General features: G+C 61.1%; 11 protein-coding genes. 6 read left to right on the forward strand and 5 right to left on the reverse strand.

The window, feature by feature from the left end; all coding sequences use genetic code 11:
- The first annotated feature begins 20 nt into the window (after positions 1-20).
- The 5 genes from phnR to CK627_RS16385 all read left to right on the forward strand — a co-directional run bounded on the left by phnR (position 21) and on the right by CK627_RS16385 (position 6,393).
- Positions 21-728, forward strand: coding sequence for a phosphonate utilization transcriptional regulator PhnR (gene phnR, locus CK627_RS16365; protein WP_167385369.1), 708 nt, complete (start codon positions 21-23; stop codon positions 726-728).
- 120 nt (positions 729-848) lie between these two features.
- Positions 849-1,868 (forward strand): putative 2-aminoethylphosphonate ABC transporter substrate-binding protein, encoded by a 1,020-nt coding sequence (locus CK627_RS16370; RefSeq protein ID WP_095592888.1) that lies wholly within the window; start codon positions 849-851, stop codon positions 1,866-1,868.
- A gap of 272 nt (positions 1,869-2,140) precedes the next feature.
- Positions 2,141-3,235, forward strand: a complete 1,095-nt coding sequence (locus CK627_RS16375) for a putative 2-aminoethylphosphonate ABC transporter ATP-binding protein (RefSeq protein WP_095592889.1) — start codon at positions 2,141-2,143, stop codon at positions 3,233-3,235.
- Positions 3,232-4,968 carry a putative 2-aminoethylphosphonate ABC transporter permease subunit gene (locus tag CK627_RS16380; protein ID WP_095592890.1) on the forward strand — a complete coding sequence of 579 codons (1,737 nt, stop codon included), beginning with the start codon at positions 3,232-3,234 and terminating at the stop codon, positions 4,966-4,968. The genes CK627_RS16375 and CK627_RS16380 overlap by 4 nt, the downstream gene beginning before the upstream one ends.
- A gap of 18 nt (positions 4,969-4,986) precedes the next feature.
- Positions 4,987-6,393, forward strand: a complete 1,407-nt coding sequence (locus CK627_RS16385; RefSeq protein WP_095592891.1) for an FAD-dependent oxidoreductase — start codon at positions 4,987-4,989, stop codon at positions 6,391-6,393.
- Positions 6,394-6,510: 117 nt separating this feature from the next.
- On the opposite strand, the gene CK627_RS16390 is transcribed toward CK627_RS16385, so the two are convergent.
- Complete coding sequence (locus tag CK627_RS16390; protein WP_017787165.1) at positions 6,511-6,978, reverse strand: YcgN family cysteine cluster protein; 468 nt, start codon at positions 6,976-6,978, stop codon at positions 6,511-6,513.
- A gap of 433 nt (positions 6,979-7,411) precedes the next feature.
- Here CK627_RS16390 and CK627_RS22670 point away from each other — a divergent pair, with 433 nt between their 5' ends.
- The gene (locus CK627_RS22670; RefSeq protein WP_157737193.1) at positions 7,412-8,083 is read left to right on the forward strand and encodes a hypothetical protein; all 672 of its coding nucleotides are present in this window, start codon (positions 7,412-7,414) and stop codon (positions 8,081-8,083) included.
- Between the two features lie 84 nt (positions 8,084-8,167).
- Here CK627_RS22670 and sucD read toward each other — a convergent pair whose 3' ends face one another.
- From sucD to sucA, 4 genes are all read right to left on the reverse strand, one after another.
- Positions 8,168-9,040, reverse strand: coding sequence for a succinate--CoA ligase subunit alpha (sucD, locus tag CK627_RS16395; protein ID WP_005300222.1), 873 nt, complete (start codon positions 9,038-9,040; stop codon positions 8,168-8,170).
- Positions 9,040-10,206: an ADP-forming succinate--CoA ligase subunit beta gene (sucC, locus tag CK627_RS16400; RefSeq protein ID WP_095592892.1), complete on the reverse strand. Its 1,167-nt coding sequence runs from the start codon at positions 10,204-10,206 to the stop codon at positions 9,040-9,042. Before sucC ends, sucD begins: the two co-directional genes overlap by 1 nt.
- 223 nt (positions 10,207-10,429) lie before the next feature.
- Positions 10,430-11,617 (reverse strand): 2-oxoglutarate dehydrogenase complex dihydrolipoyllysine-residue succinyltransferase, encoded by a 1,188-nt coding sequence (odhB, locus tag CK627_RS16405; protein ID WP_095592893.1) that lies wholly within the window; start codon positions 11,615-11,617, stop codon positions 10,430-10,432.
- Between the two features lie 90 nt (positions 11,618-11,707).
- Complete coding sequence (gene sucA, locus CK627_RS16410; protein ID WP_095592894.1) at positions 11,708-14,518, reverse strand: 2-oxoglutarate dehydrogenase E1 component; 2,811 nt, start codon at positions 14,516-14,518, stop codon at positions 11,708-11,710.
- Positions 14,519-14,584: the final 66 nt, after the last annotated feature.

Here is a 14,584-nt window from a genome sequence, read left to right on the forward strand (position 1 = left end):
TTGCACAACCAGGGATTTTCATGAGCAAACCGCAATATCTGCAGATCAAGGATGCCCTCGCCAACCAGATCCTGGCGGGGGGCCTGGCCCCCAACGACAAGCTCCCCTCCGAGCGCCTGCTAGGGGAACTCTACGGCACCACAAGGGTCACCATCCGCGAGGCGCTGGTGCAGCTGGAGGCGAACGGCCTTATCTATCGGGAGGATCGCCGCGGCTGGTTCGTCACTCCGCCGCGTTTCAGCCTCAACCCCAGACGCACCTCCAACTTTCACCAGATAGTGCGCGAGCAAGGGGGCGAGCCGCGCACCAAACTGCTGGAAAAAAGCCGCCAGGCAGTGCCGCCCGCGTTGATGGCGCAGTTGCAGCTCAAGCCGTTCGACAGCCTGTTTCTGCTCAAACGGCTGCGCTATGCCAACGGGCGCGCCATCTGCTACTGCGAGAACCACTGCCTGCCCGAGCGGGTACCGGGCCTGCTGGAGCTGGATCTCAACGGCAGCCTGACCGAGATCTATCAGGCCCATTACGATCTCCACTACGCCCGCATGCAGGTACGTTTCTTCCCCACCGCCCTGCCGGACGAGGTGGCCAAGGCGCTGGGGGCCACCGCCGGTCTGCCCGCCCTGCGCCTCGAGCGACTCAACTTCGATCAGCACGGCCGGGTGCTCGACTTCGATCTGGAGTACTGGCGCCACGACAGTCTGGAGATCGAGGTGGATACCCAGGATTAGTCGCGGACAAATCAGGAACGGCAAAACGTCACGGAGCCGTCACGGTCACGTCATAAAGATCCCCTAGCCTCTCTCTCGACCAATCTGGTTTATACCAAGCCAACTTATATGGAGAAGAGGATGAAACAGGGAACCCATCTGCTTGCCGCCGCCGTGCTGGCTGCCACGACAGCCCCGGCACTGGCCGCGACCGATCTCACCGTCTACACCGCCTTCGAACCGGAGCAGCTCAGCGAGCTGAAAACCGCGTTCGAGCGCCAGCATCCGGATATCAACATCAAGTGGGTGCGTGACTCCACCGGCGTGGTCACCGCCCGCTTGCTGGCAGAAAAAGCCCAGCCCAAGGCGGATGTGGTGTGGGGACTGGCAGCCACCAGCCTGATGCAGCTCGATCAGCAGCAGATGCTCAATGCCTATGCACCGAAAGGTCTGGATAAGCTCGACAGCCGCTTTCGCGACAGCAAGGCCGAGCCGCACTGGATCGGTCTGGACGCCTTCTTCAGCGCCATCTGCTTCAACAAGGTAGAGGCGGAGAAACAGGGGATCCCGGCCCCCACCAGCTGGGCCGACCTCACCAAGCCCATCTACAAGGGCAAGGTGATCATGCCCAACCCCAGCTCCTCCGGCACCGGTTACCTGAGCGTTGCTGGCTGGCTGCAGACCATGGGCGAGCAGCAGGGCTGGCAATTTATGAACGGCCTGCACCAGAACATCGACCGTTACACCCACTCGGGCTCCGCCCCCTGCAAGCTGGCCGCCAGCGGCGAGACGGTGATCGGTATCTCCTTCGACTTCCCGGCCACCAGCCTCAAGGCCAAGGGAGCCCCCATCGAGGTGGTGTTCCCGAAAGAGGGGTCGGGCTGGGATATGGAAGCTGCCGCCATCATCAAGGGCACCCCCAAGCTGGATGCCGCCAAACAGCTGCTCGACTTTGCCGCCACCGGACAGGCCAACGCCCTCTACAACAAGTCGTTCGCCGTGGTTGCCATCCCGGATGTGGCCAAGCCCAGAGCCGGCTATCCCGCCAACATCAAGGGCCAGATGATCGACAACGACTTTGGCTGGGCTGCCCGCGAGCGCAACACCATTCTGGCCCAGTGGAGCGCCAGCTTCGACGGCAAGACCGAAGCCAAACAGTAAGCGTGAAGAGCGGTGGTTTGTTCACGCCAGACACACCTCTGCCAATAAACTGCCAGTCGAAGGCCAACAGGTGTTGGCCTTCGCTTTTTGGTTTTAACTTCCCGAGTTTGTATTGCCTTCAATTAGCGACGCTTCGCCCATCCACACAGGGCCTAGCCACTTGCTGGCGACCCGATCTCATTTGACTGTCATCAATCTGTCATCCCCCGATCACCTGACCGTCACACTTCACCCGCAAACTGGTATATACCAAATCAGTAGCGAGTCGAACCATGACCCAGCCCTATCTGGACATTCAACATCTCAACAAGCAGTTCGGTGCTTTTCAGGCCCTCAAAGGGATCTCTCTGACCATTGAGCCGGGGGAGTTTATCTGCTTTCTCGGCCCCTCCGGCTGCGGCAAGACCACCCTGCTCAGAGCCATCGCCGGGCTGGATCTGCCGGACAGCGGCGAGATCTGGCAAGGGGGGCGCAATATTTCCCGCCTGCCGCCCGAGCAGCGCGATTTTGGCATCGTGTTTCAATCCTACGCCCTCTTCCCCAACCTGACGGTGGCCCAGAACATCGCCTTCGGCCTTGAGAATCAGGGGCTGGCGCGGGATCTCATCAAGGAGCGGGTGGACCACTGGCTGGGGCTGGTGGGTCTCACTGCCCAGTCCCACAAATACCCGAGCCAGATCTCCGGCGGCCAGCAGCAGCGGGTGGCGCTGGCCCGGGCGCTCGCCCTCTCCCCCGGCCTGCTGCTGCTCGACGAACCCCTCAGCGCGCTGGATGCGCTGGTGCGCACCCACCTTCGCAGCGAGATCCGCGCCCTGCAGCAGCGCCTTGGCATCACCACCATCATGGTGACCCACGATCAGGAAGAGGCGCTGACCATGGCCGATCGCATCGTGGTGATGGAGGGTGGCCGCATCGTGCAGGTGGGCACCCCGCAGGAGATCTACCACCAGCCTGCCAGCCGTTTCGTGGCAAGCTTTGTCGGCACCATGAACTTCCTCGAGACCCTGGTGCTGAGTACCACTCAGGTGCGCCTCAACGATCAGCCACTGACACTGGCCAACCGGGCTGCGGCCGGCAGCAAATTGCAGGTGGCGATCCGCCCCGAGGCTATCACCCTGAGTGCGCCGAGCGAACCGTATCTTGGGCAACACGGCATCGACGCGCAGATTGAACAGGTGGAGTTTCTCGGCGCCGCCCAGCGCCTTATCTGCACCGCCGACACCTATCTGGGCCCGCAGCAGATCCTGGTGGAGCGCCCCACCCACGAGTTGCTGCGTCACGAACAGGGTGGCTGGCGCAGCGGCATGCGCTGCTCGCTGCACTGGCCTGCCGGGGCGATGCAGCTGTTTGAAGGAGAGCGCCCATGACAACCCCCCTTGCGACCTCCTCCCTGTTGCCGCCAGCGACCGCCCGGCAAGACTCTCGTTGGCAGCGGATCTGTCGCGGCTGGAGCCGGGATCAGCTGCTGCAACTGTTCCTGCTTGCGCTCGGCATCGCCCTGCTCACTGGCGGTCTGCTGCTGCCGCTGCTCACCATGCTGCAAAAGAGTCTGCAGGATGAGAACGGCCTCTGGGTGGGCCTTGCCAACTTCAGCGCCTACTTCGACGCCCCTCATCTGGGGCGCACCATCGGCAACACCCTCTGGCTCGGGGGGCTGATCACCGCGCTGGTGGTGACCATCGCCTTTGGCTACGCCTATGCCCTCACCCGCACCTGCATGCCGGGCAAGCCTCTGTTTCGCCTCATCGGCCTTATTCCGCTGTTGATGCCCTCCCTGCTGCCCGCCATCAGTCTGGTCTACTGGTTTGGCAATCAGGGAGTTGCCAAGGGGCTGCTCGGCGGCGAGAGCATCTACGGCCCCATCGGCATCGTCATCGGTCTGGGTTTCTGGTGCTTCCCTCACGCCCTGATGATCCTTATCACGGCGCTCGGTCAGAGCGACGCCCGCCTCTATGAAGCCTCCCGGGTGCTCGGCAGCAGCGGCTGGCGCACCTTTGTCACCGTCACCCTGCCTACCGCCCGTTATGGCCTGCTCAGCGCCGCCATCGCCGTCTTCACCCTCACCATCTGCGACTTCGGGGTGGCCAAGGTGATTGGCGGCCAGTACAGCGTGCTGGCCACCGACATCTACCGGCAGGTGATCGGGATGCAGAACTTCTCGCTGGGCGCCGTGGCCAGCGTCACCCTGCTGCTGCCGGCACTGTTGAGCTTTGCCTTGGAGCACAGGGTACGCAGCAAGATGCAGGAGCAGAGCAGCACCAAGGCGGTGCCCTATCGCCCCAAACCCCATCGGCTGCGGGATCTGCTGGCGCTCGGTTGGTGCTCGCTCTGGGCCCTGCTGTTTCTGGCGCTGGTGGGGATGGCGGTTTACGGCTCGCTGGTACAGTTCTGGCCCTACAACCTCGCTCTGACGCTGGATCACTACGCCTTTGACAGCAACAGCGTCTACGGCTGGCAGCCCTTTACCAACACCCTGCAGCTGGGCCTCTATACCGCGCTGATCGGCACCGTGCTGGTGATGGTGCTGGCCTGGGCACAGGAGAAGGGGCGCCACTTTGCATGGCTTCGCCAGTTGCTGCATCTGCTCGCCATGCTGTCGCTGGCGGTGCCCGGCATGGTGCTGGGGCTGGGTTACATCTTCTTTTTCAACGGCAATCCGCTCTTTGGCACTCTCTATGGCACTCTGCCGCTGATGGTGCTCTCCTGCGTCATCCACTACTACACCGTGGGTCATATGACGGCGCTGACCAGCCTCAAGCAGTTGCCCAAGGAGCTGGAGCTGGTGGCCATCTCATTGCGCATTCCGCTCTGGAAGGCGTTCTGGCGAGTCACCCTGCCCGCCTCCCTGCCCGCAGTGCTGGAGATCTTCATCTATCTGTTCGTCAACGCCATGACCACCACCTCGGCGGTGATCTTCCTCTATTCGAGCGACAGCGTGCTCGCCTCCATCGCCGTGCTGAACATGGAGGATTCCGGCGACACCGCTGCGGCCGCCGCCATGGCCACCCTGATCCTGCTGGCCGCCGCCACCGTCAAGCTGCTCCAGATCTTTTTGAGCCGCGCCCTGCTGGATCGCACCCAGCGCTGGCGCCACCCATAACCTTGTCGAGGAGTCATCATGTCCACTCTCCCCTTCTGGCTGGCCGAGGCGATTGCCGCCGAACAGCCCGCGCCGCCCACGCCCCTAGTCGGCCACCACGAGGCCGATATCTGCATCGTCGGTGGCGGCTTTACCGGGCTGTGGAGCGCCATCGCCCTGAAACAGGCCGAGCCACACTTGCGCATCCTGGTGCTGGAAAAAGATCGCTGCGGCAGCGGCGCCTCCGGGCGCAACGGCGGCTGCCTGCTCACCTGGTCGGCCAAATACCTGACCTTAAAGCGCCTCTTTGGCAAGCAGCAGGCCGCCTGGCTGGTGCAAAGATCCGAACAGGCGGTACACGAGATCGCCCGCTTCTGCGAAACGCACCACATAGAGGCAGAGCTGAGGGTCGAGGGCACCTGCTACACCGCCACCAGCGAGGCGCAGCGCGGCTTGATGGAGCCGGTATTGCAGGAACTCAAGCGAGCCGGCCTTAACCAGTGGCAGGCGATTGAAGAGGGTGAACTGGCGAGCCAGAGCGGCTCCCACGTTCATCTGGAGGGGCTCTACAGCCCCCACGCCGGTTCGGTGCAACCGGCACTGCTGGTGCGCGGCCTGCTGCGGGTGGCGCGGGAACTGGGGGTCGAGGTTTATGAACACTCCCCCATGCAGCGCCTTGAGGCGGGTCAGCCGGCGCGAGTGCAAACACCGCAAGGTAAGGTGCGTGCCCGCAAGGTGGTGCTGGCCCTCAACAGCGCCATGGCGGCGCACTTTCGCGAGTTTCGCCGCAGCATCGTGCTGGTCTCCTCCGATATGGTGATCACCGACCCCGCGCCGGATGCACTGGCCGCCCAGCAGCTTGCGCACGGCCGCTCCGTAGTGGATGGCCGCACCTTTGTCCACTACTACCGCTCAACACCGCAAGGGCGGCTGATGCTGGGCAAGGGGGGCAACACCTTCGCCTTTGCCAACCGCCATCTGGCCGAGTTCGATGCGCCCAGCCGCTATCTTGCCCCCCTCACCCGCACCCTGCGCCGCTTCTTTCCGGCGCTCAAGGAGGTGCCCATCGCCGCCAGCTGGTGCGGCGCCTCCGACCGCTCGGTGGATGGCCTTCCCTTCTTCGGCCACTGGCGAGGGCAGCCCAACGTTGTCTACGGCCTCGGCTATTCCGGCAACGGGGTGGCGCAGAGCTGGATGGGCGGCCAAATCCTGGCGGCCCTGGTGTGCGATGAAGTGCGGGAGGAGGACAAGCCGTGGCGCGACTGCGCGCTGGTGAGCGGCCCGCGCGGCTATTTTCCGCCCGAGCCGTTTCGTTGGCTGGGGGCCATGGTGGTGCGCAACGCCATCCGGCGCAAGGAGCGGGCGGAAGATGAAAACCGTCCGGTTGCCTGGTATGACAAGCAGCTGGCCAAACTCGCCGATGCGGCGGGCAAGGCGGACAAATAGGCGCCTTCGCCCAGCGCTTTGGAAAGCACCAGAAAGCCGAAGGGGCAGGAGAGTGATGACTCCCCTGCCCCTTCGCAGTTGGTACGGCTCGCGGCTGGCCGGATAGACAGGCTGGCGTTAGCTGGCCCAGGTAATGATGTGATCGATCCAGTCGCCGGCATCCACCTCGTGCACCACCTTGCCGCGCACCGACTGGCCGGCCTGGTGCATGGCGCTGCGGCTGCCGGTGATAAGGGGATGCCACTCAGGCAGGCTCTGCCCCTCCGCCAGCAGGCGGTAGGCGCAGGTCGACGGCAGCCAGTCATATTCGGCAATCTTGTCGTGGGTGATCTGCAGGCAGTCCGGCTCTTTCTTAAAGCGGTTGCCGTAGTCGGAGCACTGGCAGGTCTTGGTATTGAGCAGGTTGCAGGCCACGTTGGTGAACACCAGCTCCTCGGTGTCCTCGTCGATCAGCTTGTTCAGGCAGCACTTGCCACAGCCGTCGCACAGGGACTCCCACTCCGTCATGGTCATCTGTTGCAGACTCTTCGCCTGCCAAAAGGGGGCGTTCTGCACGGGTTCTGTTTGCTGCGCGTTTTGCTGCATGAAGATAGGCTCACTCAATACACTGACAAGCGCGTGGTTATACGCCCTATGGCCCGATTTTTCAAGGTTGAGAACTATCTACAGTAAGTATTGGGCTTCGCTCGATGCAGCCCAATGTGCGGGATACACCAGATCAGGTGGATAACCTCGACGGCTATTTCTCAGATTTCGACATTGATTTATTGATCTTCAGCAGGTTTTTATTCCTCGTCAGTTTCTCACTCTTGCCATGTCAGTTAACATACACCAATTGGCAACCAAAGCCTCACCAAATATTTTTATTCTGAGACCGTGGCATTGCCTGACAAAATAGGAGGTAACTTGATAATCCCTTTGCTAACTTCAATTCAGGTCTAGCTTCAGATGATTAGTTAAAAAGTTAGCCGCCAAACTATTAATATAATTATTTTTTAAATGGGTGGTGAGGTGAAAAATGAATAAGCAGACAAAAATATTATTGTGGTCTTCTTTTTTAGTGCTGCTATTACCAATACTAGCTTATATGTATCGATTTGGCTTAGGGCTTTGGGAGATGCCAAATGAATGGGCTGACTTAGGTAGTTATGTAGGTGGCATCTATACACCTATTCTTTCATTGATCACATTGGCGGTTATCTCGGTACAGATTTTTATACAAAATCAGCAATTTCAGCACTCTTTGATCCAGCACCAGGAGGAGCAGATCAAGGAATATCTAGCAGCCTTAGAAGATGCTCTAGATATGGATACTGGTGATGGCAGCTCCCGAGACTTCCTAGTTGATATGTTGAAAGACGTATCAAAAGAAGATGTTAAAAACATCCCGATAGAATTAGTAATGAATTTCAATCAATTTAATCATAGAATTTACTCTATGTGGAGCGAGGTAATAAAGTGTCTTGTTATTCTTGAGCGGATATCAAATCAAAACCTATATAATAAGGTTGTTTTTTCTTCAAACAAAAATAAAATAATTGCTTACCTAAATCCCCAGTCATGTAGAATGCTTGATCGCTATCACTATGTTTTTATAACTAAGTGTCAAGAGTTAGGGTTGCCATTTGACGTAAACCCGGCATGTAAATATTACTATTCAGATCTTAACGCTAGAGCTCAAGGTTTGTAGGGTAAGCACTTTCGAAAATATAAATAATAAAAATGCCGCCCCAAGGGGCGGCATTTTGCTATCAGAGATAACAGGCTAAAGGAATTACCAGCCGGTTACTTCACGCAGGGCCTTGCCGATATCGGCCAGGGAGCGCACGGTTTTCACGCCGGCATCTTCCAGGGCGGCAAATTTCTCGGCCGCGGTGCCTTTACCACCGGCGATGATGGCGCCCGCATGACCCATGCGCTTGCCAGCCGGAGCGGTGACACCCGCAATGTAGGAGACCACCGGCTTGGTGACGTGGGCTTTGATGTAGGCCGCCGCGTCTTCCTCGGCGTTGCCGCCGATCTCGCCGATCATCACGATGGCTTCGGTCTGCGGGTCATTCTGGAACATCTCCAGGATATCGATGAAGTTGGAACCCGGGATGGGGTCGCCACCGATACCGACGCAGGTGGACTGGCCGAAGCCCTCGTCCGTGGTCTGCTTGACCGCTTCGTAGGTCAGGGTGCCGGAGCGGGAGACGATGCCCACCTTGCCCGGCTTGTGGATGTGGCCAGGCATGATGCCGATCTTGCACTCACCCGGGGTGATGACGCCCGGGCAGTTGGGGCCGATCATGCGCACGCCGGTCTCCTGCAGCTTCACCTTGACGTCCAGCATGTCCAGGGTCGGGATGCCTTCGGTGATGGTGACGATGAGCTTGATGCCGGCATCGATGGCTTCCAGGATGGCGTCCTTGCAGAACGGGGCCGGCACATAGATGACGGAGGCGGTGGCGCCAGTGGCTTCCACGGCGTCACGGACGGTGTTGAATACCGGCAGACCCAGGTGGGTGGTGCCGCCCTTGCCCGGGGAGACGCCGCCGACCATCTGGGTACCGTAGGCAATGGCCTGTTCGGAGTGGAAAGTGCCCTGACCGCCGGTAAAGCCCTGGCAGATCACCTTGGTGTCTTTGTTGATCAGAACGCTCATTATTTGGCCTCCGCTGCTTTTACCACTTGCTGAGCTGCGTCAGTCAGACTCGTTGCGGCGATGATATTGAGGCCGCTGTCGGCCAGTTTACGGGCACCCAGTTCGGCGTTGTTGCCTTCCAGACGCACCACCACGGGCACTTTCACCCCCACTTCCTTCACGGCACCGATAATGCCTTCCGCGATCATGTCGCAGCGCACGATGCCACCGAAGATGTTGACCAGCACGGCTTGAACCTTGCTGTCGGACAGGATGATCTTGAACGCCTCGGTCACCCGCTCCTTGGTGGCGCCGCCGCCGACGTCCAAGAAGTTGGCCGGTGAGCCGCCGTGCAGGTTGACGATGTCCATGGTGCCCATGGCCAGGCCCGCGCCGTTGACCATGCAGCCGATGTTGCCATCCAGCGCCACGTAGTTCAGCTCCCACTGGGCGGCGTGCGCTTCGCGGGGGTCATCCTGGGACGAGTCATGCATCTCGCGCAGCTTGGGCTGGCGGTACAGGGCGTTGGCGTCGATGTTGATCTTGCCGTCCAGGCAGTGCAGGTTGCCCTTGTCGGTGATGACCAGCGGGTTGATTTCCAGCAGGGCGAAGTCGCAGTCCAGGAACATCTGGCCCAGACCCATGAAGATCTTGGTGAACTGCTTGATCTGATCGCCGACCAGACCCAGTTTGAAGGCCAGCTCGCGGGCTTGATAAGGCTGCGGGCCTACCAGCGGATCGATGGCGGCTTTGTGAATGAGTTCCGGGGTTTCGTGGGCGACTTTTTCGATCTCCACGCCACCTTCGGTAGAGGCCATGAAGACCACGCGACGGCTGCCACGGTCAACCACGGCGCCCAGGTAGAGCTCCTTGGCGATGTCGGTGCAAGATTCCACCAGGATCTTGGTGACCGGCTGACCGTTGGCGTCAGTCTGATAGGTCACCAGGTTCTTGCCGAGCCAGTTCTGGGCGAAGGCGCGGATCTCGTCCTTGCTCTTGGCCAGCTTGACGCCGCCCGCTTTACCGCGGCCACCGGCGTGGACCTGGCACTTGACGACCCAGGTGTTGCCGCCAATCTTGTCGGCCGCTTCGGCCGCTTCCTGCGGGGTGGCACAGGCATAACCTTCGGAGACCGGCAGGCCATACTCGGCAAACAGCTGTTTTGCCTGATATTCATGCAGATTCATAGATGCTCTATCCGTGTTGTAGGTATTTCCGTCCGGGGCTCGTGTTTCTCAATCCCCTGTGAAAGAGGCCAGGGTGGCCCCTCGTTATCTTTCTAATTTCACTTTCACTCAGACGTTCCGTCAGGGCCGCGAGGGCCCCCGCTTGCCGCCGGGCGACAGACCCGGCGGCAAGCTTGTGGCGCGGCTTGGCAAGCCCACAGGCTTGCCACTCCGGCCGATTTCTTTAGACGTCCAGCAGCAGACGGGTCGGATCTTCCAGCAGCTCCTTGATGGAGACCAGGAAGCCCACCGACTCGCGGCCGTCGATGATGCGGTGATCGTAGGAGAGCGCCAGGTACATCATCGGCAGGATCTCGACCTTGCCGTCGACGGCCATGGGGCGGTCCTGGATCTTGTGCATGCCCAGAATGGCGCTCTGGGGCGGGTTGATGATCGGGGTGGACATCAAGGAGCCGAACACGCCACCGTTGGTGATGGTGAAGTTGCCGCCGGTCAGTTCGTCCACGGTCAGCTTGCCGTCACGGCCCTTGCCGGCCAGATCCTTGATGGCCTTCTCGATGTCGGCCAGGCTCATGCTGTCGCAGTCGCGCAGCACCGGGGTCACCAGACCACGGGGGGTGGAGACGGCGATGCTGACGTCGAAGTAGTTGTGGTAGACGATGTCGTCACCGTCCAGCGCCGCGTTCACTTCCGGGTAGCGCTTGAGGGATTCCACCACCGCCTTCACGTAGAAGGACATGAAACCGAGCTTGATGCCGTGCTTCTTCTCGAAGATCTCGCCGTACTGCTTGCGCAGCTTCATGATGGGCGCCATGTTGATCTCGTTGAAGGTGGTCAGCATGGCGGTGGTGTTCTTGGCCTCCAGCAGACGCTCGGCGATACGCTTGCGCAGACGGGTCATGGGCACGCGCTTTTCAGTGCGACCGGCCAGCGGGGCGACCGGCGCAGCCGGAGCCGCAGCGGCAACCGGCGCGGCGGCAGGCTTGCTGCCACCCTTGATGAAGGCTTCCACGTCTTCCTTGGTGACGCGACCGCCCTTGCCGGTACCGGTCAGCTTGGCAACGTCGATGTCATGCTCGGCCACCAGGCGGCGCACGGAGGGGCTCAGGCCATCGGCGGCGTCATCGGCTACCGCTTCCACCGGCTTCTCCTTGGTCTCTTCACCGGCCACCGGGGCAGGCTTGAGCATGGCAATCAGCTGACGGGAGAGCACGGTGGCCCCTTCGCTTTGCAGGATGTCGCCCAGCACGCCGGCTTCCGGCGCCGGCACTTCCAGCACGACCTTGTCGGTCTCGATGTCAACCAGCACTTCGTCACGGGCAACCAGATCACCCGGCTTCTTGTGCCAGGTCGCGATGGTGGCATCCGCCACTGATTCCGGCAGGTCCGGTACTTTGATCTCGATAGTCATCTAATCAGTTCCTTGTTTACTTCTTGGCCAGCGGGCTTGTTCTTGGTCGAAGAGGACGCTCCCGGGGAGCGCCCTCTCCTTCACAACTCGTTATTCCAGGGTAAGTGCGTCTTCCACCAGGGCTTTTTGCTGCTTGGCGTGGACGGACATGTAACCGACGGCCGGCGAGGCCGAGGCCGGACGACCGGCATAACGCAGACGGGCATGGCTTGGCAGCACGCTGTCGTAGTGATGACGGGTGCAGTACCAGGCGCCCTGGTTCTGCGGCTCTTCCTGACACCAGACAAAATCGGTGACGTGGGCGTAGTCGGCCAGGATGGCGCGCACTTCCTCTTCCGGGAAGGGGTAGAGCTGCTCGATCCGCACCAGGGCCACGTCTTGCTGCTCGGCCTTGCGACGGGCATCGAGCAGGTCGTAGTAGACCTTGCCGGAGCAGAACACCACGCGCTTGACGCCCTTCGGATCCAGCGCATCGATCTCGCCGATGGCGTTCTGGAAGGTGCCTTCGGCCAGCTCTTCGAGCTTGCTCACCGCCAGCGGGTGGCGCAGCAGGGATTTGGGCGTCATCACGATGAGCGGACGGCGCATCGGGCGCACTACCTGACGGCGCAGCATGTGGAACACCTGGGCCGGGTTGGATGGTACGCACACCTGCATGTTGTGCTGGGCGCACATCTGCAGATAGCGCTCCAGACGGGCGGAGGAGTGCTCCGGACCCTGCCCCTCGTAACCGTGCGGCAGCAGCATGGTCAGGCCGCACATCCGGCCCCACTTCTGCTCGCCGGAGGAGAGGAACTGATCCACCACCACCTGGGCACAGTTGGCGAAGTCGCCGAACTGGGCTTCCCAGATGGTGAGGCCGGCCGGCTCGGCGCTGGCGTAGCCATATTCAAACGCCAGTACCGCGTTCTCGGTCAGCACCGAGTCGTACACCTCGAACGGGCCTTGCTCGTCGTGCAGGTTGCACAGCGGGGTGTAGGTGCTGGCATCGGTCTGGTTGTGCAGCACTGCGTGGCGATGGAAGAAGGTGCCGCGGCCGGAGTCTTCCCCGGTGAAGCGGATGCGGGAACCCTTGTCCACCAGGGTGGCGTAGGCCAGGGTCTCGGCAAAGCCCCAGTCCACCAGCTTCTCGCCGGCGGCCATCAGGCGGCGGTCTTCGTAGATCTTCTCGACCTGGCGCTGCAGCACGTGGGTGGCCGGATACTGGCTCACCCGCTCGCCGAGGGCCTTCAGGTGATCCATCGGCACAGTGCTGTCATAGGCCATGGCCCAGTCGTGGCCCAGGTAGGGGGTCCAGTCGACGGAGTGCAGCTCCATCGGGCGCCACTCCTTGCTCACCCGCTCACCGCGATCCAGGGTGTCGCGATACTCGTTGACCAGGGTGGTGGCCAGCTCCTGGCTGATGACGCCATCCGCCACCAGCTGATCGGCGTAGATCTTGCGCGGGGTCGGGTGCTGCTTGATCTTCTGGTACATCAAGGGCTGGGTGGCACTCGGCTCATCGGCCTCGTTGTGGCCGTGACGACGGTAGCAGACCAGCTCGATCACCACGTCGCGCTTGAAGGTGTTGCGGTAATCCAGCGCAATCTGGGTCACCAGCACCACGGCTTCCGGATCGTCACCGTTGACGTGCAGCACGGGGGCCTGCACCGCCTTGGCGATGTCGGTGCAATATTCGGTGGAGCGCAGGTCACGAATATAGGAGGTGGTGAAGCCCACCTGGTTGTTGATGACGATGCGCACCGTCCCGCCGACGCCATAGGCACGGGTCTGGGACATGTTGAAGGTCTCGGCCACCACGCCCTGACCGGCCATGGCCGAGTCACCGTGAATGGTGATGGGCAGCACGGTCGAGCCGTCCTTGTCACCACGGCGGTCCATGCGAGCACGCACGGAGCCGATGACCACGGGGTTGACGATCTCGAGGTGAGACGGGTTGAAGGCGAGCGCCAGGTGGACGTTGCCGCCCGGGGTGGCGAAGTCGGACGAGAAGCCCATGTGGTACTTCACGTCACCCGTGCCCCAGGATTCGCCGTGCTTGCCGGCAAACTCGTCGAACAGGTCCTGGGCGCGCTTGCCCAGCACGTTGATCAGCACGTTGAGACGGCCGCGGTGGGCCATGCCGATGACGGCCTCTTTGCAGCCCTGCTCACCGGCGCGGCGGATCAATTCTTTGAGCATGGGTACCATGGCATCGCCCCCTTCCAGGGAGAAACGCTTGGCCCCCGGGAACTTGGCGCCCAGGTATTTTTCCAGCCCTTCGGCGGCGGTCAGGCTCTCGAGGAAACGGGTCTTCTCTTCGAGGGTATAGGTCCCCTTCCCTTCGATGGATTCGAGCCTGTCTTGCAGCCAGCGCTTCTCCTCGGTGGAGGTGAGGTGCATGTAGTCGGCGCCGATGCTGCCGCAATAGGTCTTTTTCAGCGAGGCATAGAGATCGGAGAGCACCATGGTCTCGCGACCGATGGCGTAGGAGCCCACGTTGAAGGTGGCCTCCATGTCCGCGCCTTGCAGGTTGTGAAACGCAGGGTCCAGTTCGGCAACGGTTTCACGCGCCCACAGGCCGAGCGGATCCAGATTGGCGTTTTGATGGCCGCGGAAGCGGAAGGCGTTGATCAGCTGCAGTACCCGCACCTGCTTGGCATCCACTTGCGGATCGGAGACGGGGGCACTGTAACGGGAGGGCTCCTTGGCCAGGCGACGGAAATAATCGCGGACCCGGGAATGGGGTTGTTCTATCGCATGGCCATTGACCTGAGGCAGCGAGCTAAACAGGCTGCGCCACTCTTCGGCTACGGATTCGGGGTCTTCCAGGAAGGATTCGTACAAATCCTCGATATAGCTTGCATTCGCACCAGCCAGGTGAGATGACTCCAACCAGGCCTTCATCACGCCGTTATGCATTTCTATCCCTTGTACATCTTGTTCACTGCAGCGCAGCTTGTAGGGGTCAAATAGCCATCCAGGCTG

The sequence above is a fragment of the Aeromonas dhakensis genome (genome assembly GCF_002285935.1).
Taxonomy (GTDB): Bacteria; Pseudomonadota; Gammaproteobacteria; order Enterobacterales; family Aeromonadaceae; genus Aeromonas; species Aeromonas dhakensis.